This is a genomic window from Exiguobacterium sp. s149, assembly GCF_018618395.1.
GTDB lineage: Bacteria > Bacillota > Bacilli > Exiguobacteriales > Exiguobacteriaceae > Exiguobacterium > Exiguobacterium chiriqhucha.
In genome coordinates this window covers 67,261-87,795 of sequence record NZ_JACSLZ010000001.1, presented here as the reverse complement: position 1 = coordinate 87,795, position 20,535 = coordinate 67,261, and the positions used below count along the sequence as shown (strand labels likewise).

Below are 20,535 nucleotides of genomic sequence, written 5' to 3'. Positions count from 1 at the left end.
GAGAGGAGAGCGCCAAAGCAGGTTTCTGCTTTGGCTCTTTCCATGTTAAGGTAGATTCGGTAGAATTTTAGTTTAGACAGTGTAGAGGAGAGAGTAACGTGGCGAAACGAGATTATTATGAAGTGCTTGGCCTAGATAAATCGGCCTCGGCACAAGACATCAAACGTGCCTATCGCAAGCTGGCACGCCAGTATCACCCTGACATCAACCAAGAGCCGGATGCGGCCGACAAGTTCAAAGAGCTCGGTGAAGCGTACGAAGTATTGTCAGACGAACAGAAACGGGCCCAATACGACCGTTTCGGTTTTGAAGGGGCCAGCCAATTCGGCGGCGGTGGCGACTTCCAAGGCGGCTTCGGTGACATCTTCGACATGTTCTTCGGTGGCGGTGGGGGACGTCGTCAAGACCCGAACGCTCCACGACGCGGGGAAGACTATCAATACGTCGTCGACCTCGATTTCATGGAGAGTGTGACCGGCAAGACGGAAATCATCGACCTTGAGATCGAAGTTGAATGCGACACATGCATGGGCAGCGGCGCCAAACCGGGAACAAAACCGGATACGTGCGGCCGTTGTGGCGGCAGCGGTGTCGAGACGGTCGAACAGAACACGATTCTCGGCCGGATGGTCAATCAACGGACCTGTAGCCAATGTCACGGTAGCGGGAAGACGATTAAAGAAAAATGTGAAACGTGTCACGGCTCTGGCCATGTGAAGAAACAGAAGCAAGTCGAAGTCAAAATTCCAGCCGGGATTGACAACGGCCAACAAATCCGTCTATCAGGCAAAGGTGGTCCTGGCTTTAACGGCGGCCCAGCCGGCGACCTGTATATCGTCGTTCGGGTCCGGGCGCATGAAATCTTTGAACGGGTCGACCAACATATCACGATGGAGATGCCGGTCACGTTCGCTCAGGCCGCACTCGGTGCGGAACTCGAAGTTCCGACCGTCCACGGTAAAGTGAGTTTGAAAGTTCCTGCCGGGACGCAGACCGGTTCGCGATTCCGGTTGCGCGGTAAAGGAATGCCGAGCGTCCGCGGCGGCGGCAACGGCGACCAGTACGTCAATATCGTCATCATGACGCCGACGAATATGACCGACCGTCAAAAAGAATTGCTCCGTGAATTCGAAGAGATTAGCGGAGAAGCAGGCGTCGAAGAACAACATGGCCTGTTTCAAAAGATGAAGAAGTTTTTTAGCCAGTAAAAGGAGCGTGTTCAAACAATGAAATGGTCTGAAATTTGTGTCCACACGACACAACAGGCAGTCGAAGCCGTATCGAATTTACTACATGAAGTGGGGGCACAAGGGGTCGTCATCGAGGACGTTGAAGATTACGACCAGATGATGGCTGAAGACCATTTCGGCGAGATTTGGGACGTGTCGGGTCGCGAATCGTACCCGACGTCGGGTGTGTATGTGAAAGCATACGTCCCGGCTTCAGGTGATTTCCAAGACACGCTCGCCGCGTTCAAAAAAGAAGTGGCAGGCTTGCGCCATGTGCTCGATATCGGCACTGGTGACGTGACGGTCGTCGAGATGGATGAAGAGGACTGGGCCCATTCGTGGAAGCAGTACTACAAGCCCGTTAAAATCTCGCAACATCTGACAATCGTCCCGCTTTGGGAAGATTACGAGCCACAACCGGAAGAGAACGTCATCTTGCTCGATCCGGGCATGGCGTTCGGGACGGGGACGCATCCCACGACGATGCTCTGCATTCAGGCGATCGAGAACTATATCCGACCGGGTGACCGATTGATTGACGTCGGTACGGGGTCGGGCGTCCTTGCCATCGCCGCTGCGAAGCTCGGGGCCGAACGGGTCGAGGCGCTCGATTTGGATGCGGTCGCCGTCGAATCGGCACGCCAAAACGTCGAGACGAACGGTGTCGGCAACGTCATCGACGTGAAGACGGGTGACTTGTTGAAAGGGATGACGGGCGAGTACGACCTCGTCGTCGCCAATATTTTGGCCGATGTCATCATGCTATTCATCGATGACGCATACGCACGCGTCAAGCCAGGCGGTTATTTCATCACGTCGGGCATCATCGGACAGAAGCGGGCCGAGGTGACGGAAGCGCTCAAGGCGTCTGGATTCGTGATTGAAGAGACACGGGTCATGGAAGACTGGGTCGCCATCATCGCGAAGAAGGACTAAGCCATGCAACGTTATTTCTTACCGCGCGAATCATTTGTCAATGACACGGCCACGTTACCGGCCGACGTCGTCCATCATATCGGAACCGTGCTCCGGGAGACGCCCGGTTATCGCATGGTACTCTTAGATGGTACCGGTCTTGAATATGAGGCCGAGGTCGTGACGCTCGAGAAGAAGACGGGAACGGCCCGTGTCCTCGAACGTCGTCAAGCGACGACCGAACTTCCCGTCGACGTGACGCTCGCCTATGCGCTCCCGAAAGGTGATAAAGTCGAACTTGTCGCCCAAAAAGGGACCGAGCTCGGCATGCATCACTTTTGGGTATTCGAGTCGAAGCGCTCGGTCGCCAAGTGGGACGCCAAAAAGGCACCCAAAAAAGTCGAACGGCTCCAAAAAATCATGCAGGAAGCGGCCGAACAGTCGTACCGCGCCGTCGTTCCGATGTGCCAACACATCACACCTCGGGAATTGACGGACCGCATCGATGCGTTCGATGCCGTCGTCATCGCCTATGAGGAACAAGCGAAGCAAGGGGAGCAAGCAGCGTTTGCGACGGTGTTACAAGCACTTCGACCTGGAGCGAAGCTACTGCTCATCGTCGGGCCAGAAGGCGGCTTTGACGAAAGTGAAGTGAAGGAGTGGACGGAACGCGGGGCAAAGGCCTGTGCATTCGGACCGCGCATCTTGCGTTCTGAAACCGCGCCGCTCTATGCGCTCGCCGCTGTCTCTTATGCGCTCGAATTGAATTGACACATCAAACGGCTCTCGCATCCGCGAGAGCCGTTTTTGTATTTAGAAAAAAACAGGCTCGCGATTTGGGCGCGAGCCTGTCGAATTATTATTTGACGAGTGTGATCGTCTTCGTCGTCACGTTGCCGGCGAGGTCGGTCGCCTCGAATGTGAACGTGTTCTCTCCTGACGTCACAGGAAGCGTGACTGTCTGTGTTTTCGCAAATGAACGCATCTCATACGGTGCTTTCAGCGCTTGGCTGAATTTCAAGTCGCCGTTGACGACGAGTTTCACTTCGTCGAAGTTGTCTTTCACCGTCACCGCGACGTCGACCGATGTTTGTTTTTTACCAATTTTCTTCGGCAGTTTTCCAAGTTCGATGCTGGCTGGTGTCGTGTCCACGAAAATCGCACGTTGGAAGTTGGCGACGTTTCCAGCCGCATCCTCGGCGACGAACCGTAACTTATGGACACCGTCCGCGAACGTCCGCGTCGTGTCGAAGATGTGTTCTTTCTTCGCATCGTCCCATGTGAGCGGAACGTCAACACCGTCGACTTGGAACGACTGGATCGCAGATGCATCTTGAATCGTTCCAGTCACCGGGATGACCGATGTCGCGTATGGCGTCAAAGCGAGCGGGGCGTTCACGAATACGCCAGGCTTATCCGCGTCTGTCGAGTAAGCGACCGTCTTCGTCGTGCTGTTGCCGGCGTGATCGACGACGCGAACGCTGACTTGATCGGCGTCACTGACGCCTGTGAACGTATAGGCCTTGCCATCAGCTTGCTTGGCGACGGATTTTCCGTTCAAGAAATATTCGACCGAATGAACTCCAGAGAATTCATCTTTCGCTTGGACCGCCAAGCTCTCCCCTTGCCATTTCGTCGTGAACGTCGGGTCCGTGTAATCGACTTTGACTGGGAAGCGAAGCGTCTGAGCTTGTTTTTTCATGTAATCGATGCTTCCTTCGATTTCATAGAAGTATTTGCCGGCCGGCGCTGGTTTGCCGTTCAACTGACCATCCCATGTGTAAGCGGCCGAGTAGTAATAAGGTGTGTTGGCACCGCCGTCAAAGTAGTTCTTGCGAAGCTCTTCGTCTTGGAACAACGTCCGGACGACATTGCCGGCCTCGTCGACGATGCGATACTTGACGTCCTTGGCGTTACGGAGCAACGAGAACACCGGTACAGCGACATCTTTTGAGCCATCTTTGTCTGGTGAGAAGGCGATTGCGTCGGCATCGACGGATTGGTCAAGGTTCGAACCGAGATAGTTCCCTGTTTGATCGACCATACCTGCTACTTCGTAGAACGAGCCGTCTTCATAGATGGAGGCATCGAATATTGGGGCCTTGCCCCAGTCGCCTTCGAAACCGACGAACGGTACAACGAGTGACGGGTTGCCCTCAGCACCGTTGACGTCCGTCAAACGGACGAATCCATCGACGAAGTAACCGTTCTCGAAGACGTCTTTCGCCGGTACGAGACCTTCGAGCGTTTTCGGATTGAGCACTTGCGCTTTCGAGACGTCGAGTGCGACTTTGAGTTCTACTTTCGCGTTCGGTTTTACTTTGACCGTACTGACTTTCTTCCCGTTGACCGTCACTTTTGCATTCTCGAGCGCTTGGGCTTCCATCGCGTTCTGAACGAGTCCGGCCGTCTTCTCGATAGCGAGATCGGTCTGGAGTGACGAAGACACGTTATACGATACGGCCTTGTCCGACAAGTTCTCGACGACAAGCGTGAACGTCGCCTTGCTGCGGTTCAATTCCTTAAGCGCGACTTGCGCTTCTTTCGTCTTCTTCTCGTACGCGATTGCCGGTGTCGAGACGGCAGCATGTAATTGCATGAGACCAGCTCCACCACGACGTGGCGTGTAAGGGAGGTTTTGTTGTAACTGTTTGTTGAGCGGTCCGATATCCGTGACAGCTTTTGATGTGTTGATGAGCAAGTTCTTCGCCATCGTGACGCGTGCTGTGCCTGTCAAATTGAAGTCGCGGTCGACGCGCTCGAGCACGAGAGCAGCTCCGCCGGCCACGTGTGGGGCTGCCATCGATGTACCGCTCATCAAGCCGTACTGGTTATCGTTCAACGTCGAGAAGATCTGTCCGCCCGGTGCTGAAATTTCTGGCTTGAAGTCGAGGTTTGGCGTCATGCCCCACGACGTGAAGTTCGAGAGCTGACCGGCCGCGCCGTTGACAACGCTGAGGCGATCGCCGGCAAAGCCGATTGTCATCTGTTCAACAGCGAGGAGACGTTGTTGCAACGTATTGCCGTCTTTGATGCTGAGCGAGGCCATCGGGATTTTCGGGTTGGCTAATGCCATACTCACATAATCGCCGTGACCGACGGCACCGCGGACGATAACACCGGCCGCGCCGTTCGCTTCGGCTGTCTGTTGAATATTTGAATAGAAGTAACTGCCGTCACGGACCGCGAGGACGATTTTTCCTTTAACGTCTTTTCCGACGTATTGGCTCGGTTGGCCGTCGCCGACGTAGACGAGGTCGTAGTTGCCTTGCGTGAAGGCAGGTCCGTCTTGTTTTTTCCAACCGATTTTGTCAGTTGCGTCACCCGACTTGACCGAGAACGCGTCCAATTGAATTTGATCGTTCTCGAGCGAAGCGACAGATGTCGACGCCGAGCTGACACTCGGGGCACCGACGACGCCCGTGTCCGGATTATCGGCGTACGGAAGGTCGTACCCGTTGCCAAAGTAGGCCGAGTTTCCAGCCGAGATTGACATGAAGACACCGTTATCGACGGCACGTTGGACGGCTTGTTGTTCCGGCGAGTCGGCATCGACGAATCCGGCCGTTGAGCCGAGACTCATGTTGATGACATCCGCACCGAGTTTGATGGCGTCATCGATGGCTTTGATGTAGATATCGCCATATGTCGAAGCGTAGTTCGGATCGTTACTGAATACTTTGAGTCCGAGCACTTGTGCCTCAGGAGCGACACCTTTCAAGCCACCGGTCGCTTCATCGCCGTTGGCGGCAACTGTACCCGAGACGTGCATCCCGTGCATCGAGGCGCCAGGAGAATCGTCACGGATATCATCGTTCTCATCATAATAGTTATAAGCGTATGGGACTTTCTCGTTTATGTAAGCTCCAGGCATGCCGAACGTGCTGACGGCCGTCTCGACTTCAGTTTGAGACAACTCGGCTTTTGAATCATCCGTAAGACGGAAGTCACGGTGGTCGGCGTCAACGCCTGTATCGATGACAGCGACGATCGTCCCTTCACCCGTGAACCCGTAATCGCCCCACGTCTGCTGTGATTGGACCATGCCATTACTCGTGACCATGTCCGGTTTGACTTCTGGACGTTCGTACTCGTTGACGACGTGGACGCTTGCGACTTCAGGCAACGCCTCGACCTTTTTGACGTCGGTTGCTGTGAGCATCGTACTGAAACCGTTGAAGACGGTCGTGAACTCTTCGAGCGTCACGGCCTTGACGCCTTTTTTCGAGATGGCAGCTTTCGCTTTCTTTTGTTCGGCTTTGACGAGCTTTTGAGCGCCGTCTTTCTCCGTTTTTGTCAACTCGTTAAACTTTTTACCCTTTTTCTTTGCTTGTTCGATTGCTGGGGCACCGACGAGTTCGACGACGACGCGTAATTTCTCATGTTTGTCGGTCGAGCTCACGCTTTGTTTGACAGATGGCTTGGCTAGGACAGGTTCTGCGCCGAGGCCGAGTAGGCCGGGCGTCAACGCGAGGCAAGTCGCGAGGGAGACGTTCAAATAAAATTTCGGTTGTGGCAATTTAGTATCCTCCAATCGTTTTTTGAAAAAATAAATCCATTTGTGGAAAATGATAGCGGATTTCAAACCAGAATTCTTCCTATTTTTTAAACGATAGGGTAATGAATTTGAACAAATTAAAAGATTCTGACAATTACTTTGGACCTATCCACGTTGAAATGTGGATAGGTCTTTTCTCATTTCCTGACTCTTTCATCGGATTAACAATAAATAATTCATCTCTCTCAAACAATATGGGCAATTCGCTTGAGATTTTAATCTAAAGTTGGTAAAGTCTGTAGTAGATAAATCATATAAAACTTATCGATATAGTCGGAATAAAGATGATGGGGTGACAACATGGGATTACAATTCATGGACATTTTTAAGGAATGGGCGACAGAATATGACGCGACCGTGACCGGACATGACGAACAGTATCGTGAAGTGTTCGCCGGGTACGAGACGATGCTCAACGAGGTCGTGGACCAATTAGAAGGCCGGGTCATGGAATTCGGAAGCGGGACAGGAAACTTGAGTGCAAAAATCTTGGAGCGCCACGAATTGATTTCGGTCGAACCGTCTCCGGAAATGCGGGCCGTCGCGGCCGAGAAGTTACAGCTCGATATCGTCGACGGTGACTTTCTCAACTATCCGACAGATCAACAGGTCGATACAATCGTGTCATCCTATGCGTTCCATCATTTGACGGATGATGAGAAACGGACGGCGATTCGAAGTTACGTCGAACACCTCGACGCCCCGCGCTTCGTCTTGCTCGATACGATGTTCGCCTCGCAAACAGCGAAACGGGACATCTTGGACTGGGCCGAAGCGAACGGCTATACCGATTTACTCGAGGATTTGAATCGAGAGTTTTATCCATATACCCAGACGATTCAAGCGATGCTCGAAGCAAACGGCTATACGGTTACGCTCACGCAAAAAAATAAATTCGTCTGGCTCGTCGTGGCCACGAAACAATCAGGAGGGACTCAATCATGAAAAGTTATAAAGTCGAAAGCTTTAATTTAGACCATACAAAAGTACAAGCGCCTTACGTCCGTTTAGCTGGAGTGAAGAAAGGGACGGCCGATACGATTTATAAATATGACATTCGCTTCATTCAACCGAACGAAGGGCTTATGCCGATGCGCGCCGTCCATTCGCTCGAGCACTTGATTGCTGAAAACAGCCGTAGCCACTCGAATCAAATCATCGATGTCTCGCCGATGGGTTGCCAGACAGGCTTCTATTGGACGATGTTGAACGACGGGGATTACGAAGCGATGCTCGACCTCGTCGAAGCGACACTCCGCGACGCAGCGAATGCGACAGAACTTCCAGCGCAAAACCCGATTCAATGCGGGAGTGCGAACCATCACGATTTCGAGGGCGCGAAGAAGCTCGCGGCCGACATGCTTGCTAAGCGTGACGAGTGGCACATCATCTTCAAGGACGAAGCGTAAATGATTGTCCAAAGCGTCTATGAATTGATCGGGGAGACGCCTCTTCTCGAATTGCGGACGTTACCGGTTCCTCCTGGTGTCAAAGTGTACGGCAAGCTCGAGATGATGAACCCGGGCGGAAGTGTCAAGGATCGGCTCGGTCTGCAATTGATTGAACGGGCGCTTGAACGTGGACAACTTGAACGCGGGGGAACGGTCGTCGAACCGACGGCCGGGAACACCGGAATCGGGCTCGCGCTCGCCTGTCAACGTCACGGCATCAAGTTGATGACCGTCACTCCGGAGAAGTTCAGTCAAGAGAAGCAAGCGCTCATGGCGCTCCTCGGGGCGACCGTCGTCAACACGCCGACGGAGCTCGGGATGAAAGGTGCCATCGCGCGGGCGAAAGAGCTTGCCATCGAACATGACGCCTATGTGCCGGAACAGTTCTCGAATCCGGATAATCCGGACGCATACGTCGACACGCTCGCGCTCGAGCTTCAGGCCGACCTGCCGAACATCGATGTGTTCGTCGCCGGGGCCGGCTCAGGGGGGACGTTTACAGGTGTCGCGAGCAAGTTGCGGCCGAACGGGACGAAGACGATCGTCGTCGAGCCGAAAGGGTCGATTTTGAACGGTGGAGCACCAGGGCCGCACAAGACAGAAGGCATCGGCGTCGAGGCGTGGCCGGCATTCTTGCCGCGCGACCTCGTCGACGGGATTTACACGATTACGGACGAAGAGGCGTTCTATTATGTCGCCCACCTCGCCAAACAAGAAGGTTTGCTCGTCGGAAGTTCATCCGGAGCGGCCATCGCGGCATGCGTACAAGAAGCGGCCCAGATGACAGAAGGCGTCATCGTGACGATTTTACCGGACAGCGTCGAACGTTATTTAAGTCAAGGAATAGTCAAGGAGGCAGAATATGCGTACAAAAACAGCACTCATTCACGGCGGTAAAACAACGGACCCGTTGACGGGAGCCGTCACACCACCGATTTATCAGACGAGCACGTATAAGCAGGACGGCATCGGCAATCTCCGCGAAGGGTATGAATATTCCCGGACGGCCAACCCGACACGGACGGCACTTGAGACGCTCATCGCCGATATCGAGGGCGGTGCTAGCGGGTTTGCGTTCGGTTCTGGGATGGCAGCCATCTCGACGATTTTAATGTTAATGAAATCAGGGGACCACGTTATCGTCGGTTCTGACGTATATGGGGGAACATACCGTGTATTCAATCGAGTATTTCAATCACTTGGCTTGGAGGCAACTTTTGTCGATACGGCCGATACGCAAGCGGTCCGTGAAGCGCTCCAGCCGAACACGAAAATGATTTACGTCGAGACACCGACGAACCCGTTGTTGAACGTGACCGACATGCGCCTCATCCGCGCCATCGCTGACGAGGCGGACGTCCTGTTCGTCGTCGACAACACGTTCATGACACCGTACTTCCAAAACCCGATCGAACTCGGGGCGGACTACGTGCTTCATAGCGCCACAAAATATTTAGGCGGCCATAGCGATGTCGTCGCCGGTCTCGTCGTCGCCCGCACGGAAGAGCTTGGGGAGCGTTTGGCGTTTCTTCAAAACTCAATCGGCGCGGTACTCGGTCCACAAGACAGCTTCCTCGTTGTTCGCGGCATCAAGACGCTCGCGGTCCGCATGGAAGCGATTGAAGCGAACGCGCTCGCGCTCGTCGACTACTTGACGAAGCATGAAGCAGTCAGCCGTGTCTTGCATCCGAGTGTCGGTAGCGAAGAAGCGAAGCGGGTCCACTTGTCGCAGGCACGTGGTTTCGGTGGCATGCTCGCCTTCGATGTCGGTTCAGCCGAGGCGGCCGAACTCGTCGTCGCGAAGACGAAGTACTTCACGCTCGCCGAGAGTCTCGGTGCGGTCGAGAGCTTGATTAGCGTCCCGGCCCGAATGACGCATGCATCAATTCCAGCAGAGCGTCGTCTCGAACTCGGGATTACGGACGGACTCGTCCGCATCTCGGTCGGTCTTGAAGATGTACAAGATTTGATTGAAGATTTGGAGCAGGCGCTCGCAACCGTGGCGACGATTCCGAACTAAGTTGCATAGCGATACGAGGTGCGCTCGCGAGCGTGCCTTTTTTTGTCGTGTGCAAGGTGAAAGAATTCGCTTGAATGTCCTAATCGCATCGACTACACTGACGATAATTGATTACGAGAGCGGGTGAACAGAGTGAACAAAGGCGTCATGCCAACGGTCGGAGCCTACGTCATGTGGGGCGTCCTACCGATTTATTGGAAGTTTTTGCAGGAAATACCGAGCGGTCAAATCTTGGCCCATCGCATCGTCTGGTCGTTTCTCTTCATCTTACTTGTCTTGAAATGGACGAAACAGTGGACCGAGTTCAACTATGCGCTCCGGCACCGGGCGACAAGGAACGCCTTTATGTTGAACGGATTTATCGTCAGTGCCAACTGGTTCGTCTACATATGGGCGGTCAATCACGGCTATATCATCGAAGCGTCACTCGGCTATTACATCAATCCGCTCGTGAGCATGGTGTTAGGTGTGCTTGTTTTTCGGGAATCATTAAATCGAGTACAATGGCTGGCGGTGACCGTGGCGGCGATCGGCGTGCTCGTCTTGACGTTCGGCTATGGGTCGTTCCCATGGATCGCGTTCATTTTGGCCAGTACGTTCGGGTTTTACGGGATGGTGAAGAAACGCCGTCCACTTGCCTCGACGGTTAGCCTCGGCATTGAAACGCTCGCGGTCGTGCCGGTCGCTATCATTTTCTTGGGTTGGCAGACGTCTCAGGGAGGATTGACGATGACGACCGAACCGGTCATTTGGGTCGCGTTGGTCGGGACAGGCGTGATGACGGCGCTACCCCTTCTTTTGTTCGGGTATGGGGCCCAACATATCCCGTTCACGTTAGTCGGGTTTCTTCAGTTCATCGCACCGACGCTCAGTCTAGCAATCGGGGTCATTCTCTATAATGAACCGTTCACGGGCTATCACGTTTTTGCGTTCACATGTATATGGATTGCCATTTTCTTCTTTAGTTGGAACAGTTGGATCCAGACGCGGAAACGCCGTCAACTCGTCTGAATTGAAAGCTGTTACATTTCAAGAAAACGTGATAATATGTTAGATGTCAGACCTATATGTCAGACCGATACATCAGAGGAGGAATTTTACGATGGAATTAGCACGTTATATCGACCACACAGCCTTGAAGGCAGAAACAACGAAAGATCAAGTCACAAAACTTTGTGCCGAGGCTCTCGAATACAAATTTGCAAGCGTCTGTGTTAACCCGACATGGGTGAAGTATGCGGCGGAACAACTCAAATCAGATGACGACGTCAAAGTATGCACGGTCATCGGCTTCCCACTCGGAGCTAACACGCCAGAAGTGAAAGCGTTCGAAACTAAAGACGCGATTGCAAACGGTGCAGACGAAATCGATATGGTCATCAATATCGGTGCTATGAAAGACGGCGACTTCGATCTCGTTGAGCGCGATATCCGCGCTGTCGTCGAAGCGGCAAACGGGACGCTCGTTAAAGTTATCTTTGAGACGTGCCTCCTTACGAAAGAAGAAATCAAAAAAGCGGCTGAGCTTTCAGTCAAAGCAGGCGCAGACTTCGTGAAAACGTCGACTGGCTTCTCGACAGGCGGCGCGACAGTAGAAGATATCCGCCTCATGCGTGAGACGGTCGGACCAGATCTCGGTGTTAAAGCTTCAGGCGGCGTACGTGATTTTGAAGGCGCACAAGCGATGATCGATGCAGGCGCGACGCGCATCGGCGCATCAGCTGGAATCGCCATCGTTACAGGCGGACGTTCAGACAGCGACTATTAATAACTAGTGGTTGACCGCACGACTTACTTTCACTATAATATGTTATGACGTGTGAAACACGTTTCCTTAGTCGTGTAATTCGGAGGGAGGGAAAACTAGTGGAAACTCGTGTCCGTAAAAACGAATCGCTTGAAGACGCTCTTCGTCGTTTCAAACGCGGTGTTTCGAAAGATGGCACTCTTGCCGAAGTTCGCAAACGTCGTCACTACGAAAAGCCAAGCGTAAAACGTAAATTGAAATCAGAAGCTGCGCGTAAGCGTAAGAAATTCTAATTTCAGTTTCATTTGTAGAGAGGGTGTTAGCTCATGAGTCTTCAAGAACGCTTGACGGACGACATGAAGCAAGCCATGCGCGCGAAACAGAAAGATCGTCTCACGACGATCCGGATGGTCAAAGCGTCGCTCCAAAATGAGGCCATCAAATTTGGTCGACAAGATCTAACTGAGGAAGAGGAACTCACGGTGCTCAACCGAGAGATGAAACAGCGCAGAGACTCCCTCCGAGAATTCGAAAGCGCTGGTCGTGAAGACCTTGCTTCTAAAGTAGCTGACGAGATTGTCGTACTAGAGGCCTATATGCCTGAACAACTTTCTGAAGATGAAGTCACGGCAATCGTGAAAGCAGCTATTGCTCAAACGAATGCTACAGGCCCGTCGGATATGGGTAAGGTGATGGGCGTCGTCATGCCTCAAGTTAAAGGCAAGGCAGACGGTGGTCTTGTGAACCGCATTGTCAAACAACAATTGACGAATTAATGAGAGAGACAGAGATTTTTGGGTCAAACCAAAAGTTTCTGTCTTTTTTTGCGTATTCCGAAACCAAAAGCGAACTTGTTTCGTATACACTAGAGATAAGAGGTAGCTTGTGAACTCGGAAGGGGGTTGCAATACGATGACATTTGGTCTCGGAGTGATTCTGACGGTGTTTTTTGTCGGAATCGTCCTTCTAGGAATTGAAGTGTTCGTTGCCGGTTTTGGATTGTTCGGCGTGCTAGGGATTGGGGCGGTCGTCGCCAGTTTGATTATGGCGGGTGCCACAATCGGACAATTATGGTTGTCAATCGGATTGGCCACGGCCATCGTCGCCGGGCTCGGATTTTGGGCATATCGTCGCCTTCAGTCCAATCGTTCGCTCATGTACAAAGGGTTGATTTTGACCGATTCGACGTCAACAGATAAAGGGTATCTGTCCCACGATGACCGCAAACGGTTGCTCGGGAAAGTCGGGGTTACGTTGACGCCGCTTCGCCCGGCGGGTACCGCTGAGATTGATGGAGAACGGATTGATGTCGTGACAGAAGGTAGCTATCTCGATTCGCAAACGAAAATTCAGGTGTATAAAGTCGATTCAGGACGCGTTGTCGTCCGTAGCTTTATAGAGCCGAAGGAGGATGTAACAGAATGACACCAGAAATATTATCCGCGTTACTCATCTCAGGTGGAGGATTAATTGCGCTCGCCATATTCTTCACGTTCGTACCGGTCGGGCTGTGGATCAGTTCGTTCGCCGCTGGCGTCCACGTCTCAATCTTCACACTGGTCGGGATGCGACTCCGTCGCGTCGTCCCGTCGAAAATCGTCAACCCGCTCATCAAAGCGGTCAAAGCCGGCATCGGCTTGAACACGAACCAGCTCGAGAGTCACTTCTTGGCCGGGGGTAACGTCGACCGTGTCGTCAACGCCTTGATTGCGGCCCACCGTGCCGATATCGAATTATCGTTTGAACGTGCCGCAGCAATCGATCTTGCCGGTCGTAACGTGTTAGAGGCGGTTCAAATGTCCGTTAACCCGAAAGTCATCGAAACGCCGTTCATCGCCGGTGTGGCCATGGATGGGATTGAAGTGAAGGCGAAAGCCCGCATCACAGTCCGTGCCAACATCGACCGTCTTGTCGGGGGTGCCGGGGAAGAGACGATTATCGCCCGTGTCGGTGAAGGGGTCGTCTCGACAATCGGTTCACAACACAACCATAAGCACGTCTTGGAGAACCCGGATATGATTTCACGTACCGTATTGACGAAAGGTCTTGATTCAGGGACCGCGTTTGAAATCCTATCCATCGATATCGCTGACATTGATATCGGTAAAAACATCGGGGCGGTCCTCCAGACCGACCAAGCCGAAGCTGATAAGAAAATCGCGCAAGCGAAAGCGGAAGAACGCCGCGCGATGGCGATTGCCCGTGAGCAAGAGATGAAATCGTCGGTCGAAGAGATGCGCGCCAAAGTCGTCGCGGCCGAGGCGGAAGTTCCGCTCGCGATGGCCGATGCCCTGCGTCATGGCAAACTCGGTGTCATGGACTACGTCAACTACTTGAACGTCCAAGCCGATACGGAAATGCGCAAAGCCATCGGTCACCCTGTCGAATCTGACAAAGAGTGACCGGAATGGATGGATTATGGGTACTACTCCTCGCCGCCTTCGGGATCGCCTCGGCGGTCATGAAGCGGATGGAGAAATCATCATCTACTGGAGAACGGCCACCGAGCACGGATTTGAAGCGGTATCTCGATACGGTCGGTGACATGATGAAAGAAGTCGAGGCGACGTTCGACGAGCCGCGCAACAATCAAGACAAACCGGCTCCTCAGAAACTGCGTCGCCGTGTCGCCGCACCAGCCGAAACGACAGACCGACAGGCGCCGCGTCGACGTGAAGAACTGCCGCACGTGAGTGCCCAGTTCGAACAGTCAGTCAAGATTCCACCGATTACCGAGGTGACCGAGTCACGGCCACAGCCGCGCATGTCGATGAAGCAAGTTCGACAAGCGGTCGTATGGAGTGAAATTTTGCAACCGCCGGTGTCGAAACGCCGTCGGTAAACCTGAGGCAGTGACTCCGTGTCACTGCTTCTTTTTGTTGGAAGAATGGGCGGTCTTTCTTTCACGAACGGCTTGATAGTGCTAAAGTAAAGAAGGAACAATCTACTGATGGGGAGGAGAAACAACCATTGATTATGACTGATAAAATTCCGTTCGTCATGGAACATGCGAACGAAGCGCAGGCGCTCCTCGGACCGAAGGACGAAGTATTTCAAGCCATCGAGGCAGAACTCGCGGTCGCACTCACTCCTCGTGGAGAAGAATTGATCATTCAGGCCGATACAGCCGATACGCTCGAATTGACGAAGGCCGTCATCAAGACGTTGCAACAACTCGTTAAAAAAGGGGCTCGCTTGAACGAGAGCGATGCCATCAGTGTGATTCAACACATCAAAGTCGGTAAAGGCGACGAATTGCTCGAGCATTATGAGCGGGTCGTCTTCACGACAAACAAAGGGAAACCGATTCGGGCGAAGACGGTCGGGCAGAGCCGTTACGTCCGGGCCATCGAAAAACGTGACCTCGTGTTCGGAATCGGACCGGCGGGGACCGGGAAGACATACTTGGCCGTCGTCTTGGCGGCACGGGCGCTGAAAGAAGGGCAAGTCAAACGGATTATTTTGACGCGTCCGGCGGTCGAAGCGGGGGAGAACTTGGGCTTCTTGCCTGGGGATTTGAAAGAGAAGGTCGACCCGTACTTGCGTCCGTTGTACGATGCCTTGTTTGACGTCTATGGCGTCGAACAGACGAACCGGTTGCTCGAACGCGGCACGATCGAAGTCGCGCCGCTCGCCTATATGCGCGGTCGGACGCTTGAAGATGCGTTCGTCATTTTAGACGAGGCACAGAACACGACGAAAGAACAGATGAAGATGTTTTTGACGCGACTCGGGTTCGGCTCGAAAATGGTCGTCACCGGCGATTTGACGCAAGTCGATTTGCCAAAAGGCAAGGCGTCAGGATTGCAAGAGGCGCTTCACCTGCTCGAAGGGGTCGATGGAATCCACTTCGAACACTTTACATCGTCCGACGTCGTTCGCCATCCGCTCGTCAAGAAAATCATTAACGCCTATAGTACTGAACTCACATAACCAAAAGGGGGGGCACTGATGCAGCAAGCACGTCATTGGACGGTCGCGACAATCTCCGTCCTCTTTTTTCTCATTTTAGGCGCGATTCTATACTTTACGGTGCGCCCATCCATCATTAGTGTCGAGCCGCTCGGGATTGCCGAACAGGACATTCGCTCGCCGGTCACGATTGAAGACCGGACGGCGACAGAGCGGTTACGACAAGATGCGATCAATAGCGTCGGCAGTCAGTTCTCGTTGCGGCGCGAGTTTGCCGATCAACAGATCGCCAAAGTTGAGCAACTGTTCGCAGCGTTCGAAGAGACGGAAGATGACACCGAGCTATCAGACATCAAAAATCGCTTGAACTCGACCGAGGTGAACGGATTCCTCGGCGATGATGAACTGAACCTTCTGCTCGAGGCGAGCGAGAACACCCGTCGTACGGTCGAAGACGTCACCGTGACGGCGCTCCAAGAAGTGATGGGTAACCGCATCGACACGAGCTCACAGTCCATCTCAGAAGCGAGAGATCGGGCTGAGACACTTGTCGACCAATCACCGCTCTCACTCGAGTTCCGGGCGATCGCTAACAGCCTGAGCGATCAATTGATCGTACCGAACTACGTGTTCGACTCTGAAGCGACACGTGAGAAAGAACAGCAGGCGGTCGATGCGGTCGAACCGGTCATCATTCAAGAAGGCCAGTTGCTCGTCAACCAAGGCGAGGTCGTGACGCGCGAAATCTACCGCAAACTCGAATTGACAGGGGCTATCGATCCAAATCGTTCGTTCGCACCGCTGTTCGGGGCTTACTTACTGAGCGGACTGTTGACGATCGGTTTTCTGTTCATGTTAATCCGTTCGAAAATTCAACAACTGTTACTCCGCCCTAAAATCTTGATTACTGTCTATGGATTATTATTGTTACAGCTCGGCATTTTCTTTGGTGTCGGTTATATCGGTATCGAGTTCACGACATATGCGTACGTGCTCGCACCGACGGCATTCGTCGTCCTGTTGCTGCGTATCCTCGTCGATGAACGGGTCGCGCTTGCCTCGGCGTTGATCACGATGATTGCCGGGTCGATTGTGGCGAGTTTCGGGCAAAACACGAGCTTCATGACGGTCGTCTATTTCGCGACCGGAAGTTTCTTGGCCGTCTTCCTCGTCGAACCGAAGATTCAGCGCAAACGACTATTCTTGTCCGGTGTGTTGCTCGGCATTATCAATATCATCATGGTGCTCGCGCTCTTGTTCTTGCGCAACACGCAAGTGACGTGGGAGATGGTCGCCTACTTATCCGGTTTCGCCATCACGAGCGCGCTGTTGTCCATCGTGCTCACGTTCGGCTTCTTGCCGTTCCTCGAACCGTGGTTCGGCGTCCTATCGTCGGGTCGCCTCATCGAATTGATGAGTCCGACGCATCCGCTGTTACGTAAGTTGTTGATGGAGGCTCCGGGGACGTATCACCACAGCATGATGGTCGCCAACTTGGCCGAATCGGCTTGCGAGGCGATTGGTGCCGACGGACTGCTCGCCCGGGTCGCCAGTTATTATCATGACCTCGGTAAGACCGAGCGTCCGCTGCATTTCATCGAGAATCAGCAGAACGGCGTCAACCCGCACGACCGGCTCACACCGGAGGAATCAGCCGACATCATCATGGCCCATCCATATGACGGGGCCGATCTGTTGAGTCGTTATAAGTTGCCAAAAGAGATTATCGATATCGCCGAGCAACATCACGGCACATCGCTCTTGAAGTTCTTTTATGTGAAAGCGAAAGAGACGCGTGACGTCAATGAATCACGGTTCCGCTACCCGGGACCGAAGCCGCAGACACGCGAGGCGGCGGTCGTCATGATCGTCGATTCGATCGAGGCGGCGGTCCGGTCACAGAAGCAACCGACACCAGAACGGATTCGCCAGCTCGTCAGTGCGATTATTCGTGATAAGCTACAAGACGGGCAATTCGAAGACTGCGAGTTGACGACGAAAGAAGTATGGCGCGTCGGGGAAAGCGCGTGTGAGACGCTGACCGGCCTGTTCCATGAACGAATCGAGTATCCAGAACTGAAGAAAGAAGGAGACTTACATGCAAATCATTTCGAACGATGAGCACGGCTTATTGTCGGATGCTCAAATCGAGCTCGTTGAATCCATATTGGTCCATGCGGCGATGGAAGAAGACGTCGAAGAACCGAGTGAGCTATCGGTCACGTTCTTGACGAACGATGAGATTCAAGCCATCAACCGCGAATGGCGCGGGAAAGATACGGCGACCGACGTCATCAGTTTCGCCTTCGATGAGATGGGAGAAGACGAGATGGACTTCATGCTCGATGAAGACGAGCCCCGTCTCTTAGGGGACTTGCTCATCTCGGTCGAACGTTGTCGCGAACAGGCTGCCGATTATGGCCACTCGTTCGAACGGGAACTCGGGTTCTTGGCGATTCACGGATTCCTCCACTTGCTCGGGTATGACCATATGACGCCCGAGGAAGAAGCGGAGATGACGGCGCGCCAAGAACAAGTGCTCGCTCACTTCGAGCTGAAACGAGGCGAAGTGTGAAACCGTTCTGGTTCGCCGTGCACGGCATCGTGCACGCAGTGCGGACCGAACGCAACATGCTGATTCATCTCGTATCGAGCCTGCTCGTCGTCGTGTTTGCCTGGTGGCTCCCGACGACGAAACTCGAGAACTTGATTCTGTTCGGCTGGGTCGTGCTCGTCATCGCGCTCGAGCTGATGAACACGGCGGTCGAACGCACGGTCGACCTCGTCACGAAAGACATCCATCCGCTCGCGAAACGAGCGAAAGATGTCGCGGCCGGGTCGGTCCTCGTCTCAGCGATCGGGGCCGCCATCACGGCACTATTCATTTTTGGACCTTATATAATCGACAAATTCGTTATATGATTGAACGTATTGGAAATTTAGAAAGCAGGTGCACTATGTATCAAGAAGATTTTAAATCAGGTTTTGTGTCCATCATCGGTCGTCCGAACGTCGGAAAATCGACGTTCTTGAATCGGGTCATCGGACAAAAGATTGCTATCATGTCAGATAAGCCCCAGACGACGCGCAACAAGGTCCAAGGTGTATATACAACGGATGATTCACAAATCATCTTTATCGACACGCCAGGGATTCATAAGCCGAAACACCGTCTCGGCGATTTCATGATGAAAGTCGCGACGAACGCACTCCGTGAAGTCGACGCGATCCTCTTCATGGTCAACGTCACGGAACCGCGCGGCGCCGGCGATGAGTTCATCATCGAGAAGTTGAAAGGGCTCGATACGCCAATCATTCTCGTCATGAACAAAATCGACTTGATTCATCCGGACGAGATTCCGGCTGTCATCGAGCAGTATACGAATCAACTCGATTTCGCGGCGTACGTCCCGATTTCGGCACTTCAAGGCAACAACGTCGAACCGCTCCTTAAAGAAATCAAAAAGTTGCTCCCGGAAGGACCGATGTATTATCCGGCCGACCAAGTGACCGACCACCCGGAACGGTTCATCATTTCTGAATTGATTCGCGAGAAAGTGCTCCATAAGACGCGTGATGAAGTGCCGCACTCAATCGCGGTCGCCATCGAGTCAATCAAGAAACGGGAAAACTCGGAAATGATTGATGTCGAGGCCGTGATCATGGTCGAGCGTGATTCTCAAAAAGGAATCGTCATCGGCAAAAAAGGGGCGATGCTTCGCGAAATCGGGACAGAAGCGCGCCACGACATCGAGGCGCTCCTCGGGACGAAAGTGTATTTGAACCTATGGGTGAAAGTGCAAAAAGATTGGCGTAACAAGATGGGCCAACTCCGCGACCTCGGATTCCGCGACGACGAGTATTAAGCCATGTTGCAAAAGGTCACGGGAATCGTCATTCGGACCGTCAATTACGGAGAGTCGAACAAAGTCGTCACCTTGTTCACCGAAGAGCTCGGAAAAGTTGCCGTCATGGCACGAGGGGCGAAAAAGCCGGGCAGCCGTCTGCATTCGTCGAGTCAGCCGTTCGTCGAGGCGGTATATATTTTTCCGGCGAGTCGTGGCCTCGGCCAATTGAAATCGTCGGATGTGATCACGTCTTATCCGGAAATCCGAAAAGACGTCGAGCGGATGGCATACGCCATGTATTGGCTCGAACTCGTCGACCGGACAGTAGAGGACCGCGTCCCGAACCGTCCGCTCTATCGCATCTTGAACGACGCCCTGCAGGCGCTCAATGCAGGGATGGATCCGGAAGTGATCACGCATCACTTCGAACTTCGCATTTTGCACTTGCTCGGGGTCGCACCGGTCTTGACCGGTTGCATCCGGTGCAACGATGTGACCGACCCGATGTACTTCTCGGTGACGGCCGGCGGCTTCCTCTGCGCCCGGCACCAAGAAGAAGGATCGATTCGCATGAGCGAGCGTCTGGCGAAGTTGCTCTATTTGATGAGCCGGCACGAACTATCCGAATTCAGTAACGTTCCGCTCACGAAAGAGACACGAATTCTGCTCAGACAGCTGTTCGATGCGTATATGGACTCCTATAGTGGTCTGCGGCTGAAGACGAAACGGGTCCTCGACCAAATGCAGCGATTGTACTTGAACGATGATTGACTTTTTCGACAAGATTCGATACCATAATCTACGATTAGACAAATGAAATAGCGTGCGCAATGAAGGAAAACAAGTAGCTTTTAT

The 20,535-nt window shown here is 53.2% G+C and carries 21 protein-coding genes; 20 read left to right on the top strand and 1 reads right to left on the bottom strand.

What is annotated here, in order from left to right; all coding sequences use genetic code 11:
- Positions 1-98: 98 nt before the first annotated feature.
- The 3 genes from dnaJ to KNP81_RS00455 are packed head-to-tail and all read left to right on the top strand — an operon-like array spanning position 99 to position 2,915.
- Positions 99-1,208 (top strand): molecular chaperone DnaJ, encoded by a 1,110-nt coding sequence (gene dnaJ / locus KNP81_RS00465; protein ID WP_058763959.1) that lies wholly within the window; start codon positions 99-101, stop codon positions 1,206-1,208.
- An 18-nt stretch (positions 1,209-1,226) separates the two neighbouring features.
- Positions 1,227-2,165 (top strand): 50S ribosomal protein L11 methyltransferase, encoded by a 939-nt coding sequence (gene prmA, locus KNP81_RS00460; protein ID WP_214717438.1) that lies wholly within the window; start codon positions 1,227-1,229, stop codon positions 2,163-2,165.
- Between the two features lie 3 nt (positions 2,166-2,168).
- Positions 2,169-2,915, top strand: coding sequence for a 16S rRNA (uracil(1498)-N(3))-methyltransferase (locus tag KNP81_RS00455; protein ID WP_214717434.1), 747 nt, complete (start codon positions 2,169-2,171; stop codon positions 2,913-2,915).
- 88 nt (positions 2,916-3,003) lie between these two features.
- On the opposite strand, the gene KNP81_RS00450 is transcribed toward KNP81_RS00455, so the two are convergent.
- Positions 3,004-6,663 (bottom strand): S8 family serine peptidase, encoded by a 3,660-nt coding sequence (locus KNP81_RS00450; RefSeq protein ID WP_214717432.1) that lies wholly within the window; start codon positions 6,661-6,663, stop codon positions 3,004-3,006.
- A gap of 339 nt (positions 6,664-7,002) precedes the next feature.
- On the opposite strand from KNP81_RS00450, the gene KNP81_RS00445 reads away from it, so the two are divergent.
- From KNP81_RS00445 to recO, 17 genes are all read left to right on the top strand, one after another.
- A complete protein-coding gene (locus tag KNP81_RS00445; RefSeq protein ID WP_214717431.1) occupies positions 7,003-7,647 on the top strand; it encodes a class I SAM-dependent methyltransferase in 645 nt (214 codons plus the stop codon).
- A complete protein-coding gene (locus tag KNP81_RS00440; protein WP_021065678.1) occupies positions 7,644-8,111 on the top strand; it encodes an S-ribosylhomocysteine lyase in 468 nt (155 codons plus the stop codon). Before KNP81_RS00445 ends, KNP81_RS00440 begins: the two co-directional genes overlap by 4 nt.
- Positions 8,112-9,050, top strand: coding sequence for a PLP-dependent cysteine synthase family protein (locus KNP81_RS00435; RefSeq protein ID WP_214717429.1), 939 nt, complete (start codon positions 8,112-8,114; stop codon positions 9,048-9,050). It abuts the gene before it with no gap.
- Positions 9,016-10,173, top strand: coding sequence for a bifunctional cystathionine gamma-lyase/homocysteine desulfhydrase (locus KNP81_RS00430; RefSeq protein WP_214717427.1), 1,158 nt, complete (start codon positions 9,016-9,018; stop codon positions 10,171-10,173). The genes KNP81_RS00435 and KNP81_RS00430 overlap by 35 nt, the downstream gene beginning before the upstream one ends.
- A gap of 132 nt (positions 10,174-10,305) precedes the next feature.
- Positions 10,306-11,184, top strand: a complete 879-nt coding sequence (gene rarD, locus KNP81_RS00425) for an EamA family transporter RarD (RefSeq protein WP_021065681.1) — start codon at positions 10,306-10,308, stop codon at positions 11,182-11,184.
- Between the two features lie 91 nt (positions 11,185-11,275).
- A complete protein-coding gene (gene deoC / locus KNP81_RS00420) occupies positions 11,276-11,941 on the top strand; it encodes a deoxyribose-phosphate aldolase (protein WP_029595219.1) in 666 nt (221 codons plus the stop codon).
- A 77-nt stretch (positions 11,942-12,018) separates the two neighbouring features.
- Complete coding sequence (gene rpsU / locus KNP81_RS00415; protein ID WP_029334745.1) at positions 12,019-12,213, top strand: 30S ribosomal protein S21; 195 nt, start codon at positions 12,019-12,021, stop codon at positions 12,211-12,213.
- Positions 12,214-12,246: 33 nt separating this feature from the next.
- The gene (locus tag KNP81_RS00410) at positions 12,247-12,696 is read left to right on the top strand and encodes a GatB/YqeY domain-containing protein (RefSeq protein WP_021065683.1); all 450 of its coding nucleotides are present in this window, start codon (positions 12,247-12,249) and stop codon (positions 12,694-12,696) included.
- Between the two features lie 136 nt (positions 12,697-12,832).
- Positions 12,833-13,345, top strand: coding sequence for an NfeD family protein (locus KNP81_RS00405; protein WP_214717425.1), 513 nt, complete (start codon positions 12,833-12,835; stop codon positions 13,343-13,345).
- Positions 13,342-14,322 (top strand): flotillin-like protein FloA, encoded by a 981-nt coding sequence (floA, locus tag KNP81_RS00400; RefSeq protein WP_214717423.1) that lies wholly within the window; start codon positions 13,342-13,344, stop codon positions 14,320-14,322. The genes KNP81_RS00405 and floA overlap by 4 nt, the downstream gene beginning before the upstream one ends.
- 5 nt (positions 14,323-14,327) lie before the next feature.
- Positions 14,328-14,762, top strand: a complete 435-nt coding sequence (locus tag KNP81_RS00395) for a hypothetical protein (RefSeq protein WP_214717414.1) — start codon at positions 14,328-14,330, stop codon at positions 14,760-14,762.
- Positions 14,763-14,896: 134 nt separating this feature from the next.
- Complete coding sequence (locus KNP81_RS00390) at positions 14,897-15,853, top strand: PhoH family protein (RefSeq protein ID WP_031199860.1); 957 nt, start codon at positions 14,897-14,899, stop codon at positions 15,851-15,853.
- An 18-nt stretch (positions 15,854-15,871) separates the two neighbouring features.
- Positions 15,872-17,953: an HD family phosphohydrolase gene (locus KNP81_RS00385; protein ID WP_021065688.1), complete on the top strand. Its 2,082-nt coding sequence runs from the start codon at positions 15,872-15,874 to the stop codon at positions 17,951-17,953.
- A complete protein-coding gene (ybeY, locus tag KNP81_RS00380; RefSeq protein ID WP_029595223.1) occupies positions 17,931-18,407 on the top strand; it encodes an rRNA maturation RNase YbeY in 477 nt (158 codons plus the stop codon). The genes KNP81_RS00385 and ybeY overlap by 23 nt, the downstream gene beginning before the upstream one ends.
- Positions 18,404-18,754, top strand: coding sequence for a diacylglycerol kinase family protein (locus KNP81_RS00375; protein ID WP_214717412.1), 351 nt, complete (start codon positions 18,404-18,406; stop codon positions 18,752-18,754). Before ybeY ends, KNP81_RS00375 begins: the two co-directional genes overlap by 4 nt.
- 35 nt (positions 18,755-18,789) lie before the next feature.
- Positions 18,790-19,698: a GTPase Era gene (gene era / locus KNP81_RS00370; RefSeq protein WP_029595225.1), complete on the top strand. Its 909-nt coding sequence runs from the start codon at positions 18,790-18,792 to the stop codon at positions 19,696-19,698.
- A gap of 3 nt (positions 19,699-19,701) precedes the next feature.
- The gene (gene recO, locus KNP81_RS00365; protein ID WP_021065692.1) at positions 19,702-20,451 is read left to right on the top strand and encodes a DNA repair protein RecO; all 750 of its coding nucleotides are present in this window, start codon (positions 19,702-19,704) and stop codon (positions 20,449-20,451) included.
- Positions 20,452-20,535 lie beyond the last annotated feature (84 nt).

Bases quoted from the DNA above. Each gene is read 5' to 3' on its own strand.
- KNP81_RS00435 (WP_214717429.1), top strand. From the start codon at position 8,112: ATGATTGTCCAAAGCGTCTATGAATTGATCGGGGAGACGCCTCTTCTC.
- deoC (WP_029595219.1), top strand. From the start codon at position 11,276: ATGGAATTAGCACGTTATATCGACCACACAGCCTTGAAGGCAGAAACA.
- KNP81_RS00445 (WP_214717431.1), top strand. From the start codon at position 7,003: ATGGGATTACAATTCATGGACATTTTTAAGGAATGGGCGACAGAATAT.
- KNP81_RS00410 (WP_021065683.1), top strand. From the start codon at position 12,247: ATGAGTCTTCAAGAACGCTTGACGGACGACATGAAGCAAGCCATGCGC.
- KNP81_RS00390 (WP_031199860.1), top strand. From the start codon at position 14,897: ATGACTGATAAAATTCCGTTCGTCATGGAACATGCGAACGAAGCGCAG.
- KNP81_RS00405 (WP_214717425.1), top strand. From the start codon at position 12,833: ATGACATTTGGTCTCGGAGTGATTCTGACGGTGTTTTTTGTCGGAATC.
- prmA (WP_214717438.1), top strand. From the start codon at position 1,227: ATGAAATGGTCTGAAATTTGTGTCCACACGACACAACAGGCAGTCGAA.
- floA (WP_214717423.1), top strand. From the start codon at position 13,342: ATGACACCAGAAATATTATCCGCGTTACTCATCTCAGGTGGAGGATTA.
- KNP81_RS00385 (WP_021065688.1), top strand. From the start codon at position 15,872: ATGCAGCAAGCACGTCATTGGACGGTCGCGACAATCTCCGTCCTCTTT.
- ybeY (WP_029595223.1), top strand. From the start codon at position 17,931: ATGCAAATCATTTCGAACGATGAGCACGGCTTATTGTCGGATGCTCAA.
- KNP81_RS00430 (WP_214717427.1), top strand. From the start codon at position 9,016: ATGCGTACAAAAACAGCACTCATTCACGGCGGTAAAACAACGGACCCG.
- era (WP_029595225.1), top strand. From the start codon at position 18,790: ATGTATCAAGAAGATTTTAAATCAGGTTTTGTGTCCATCATCGGTCGT.
- KNP81_RS00455 (WP_214717434.1), top strand. From the start codon at position 2,169: ATGCAACGTTATTTCTTACCGCGCGAATCATTTGTCAATGACACGGCC.
- KNP81_RS00395 (WP_214717414.1), top strand. From the start codon at position 14,328: ATGGATGGATTATGGGTACTACTCCTCGCCGCCTTCGGGATCGCCTCG.
- KNP81_RS00440 (WP_021065678.1), top strand. From the start codon at position 7,644: ATGAAAAGTTATAAAGTCGAAAGCTTTAATTTAGACCATACAAAAGTA.
- recO (WP_021065692.1), top strand. From the start codon at position 19,702: ATGTTGCAAAAGGTCACGGGAATCGTCATTCGGACCGTCAATTACGGA.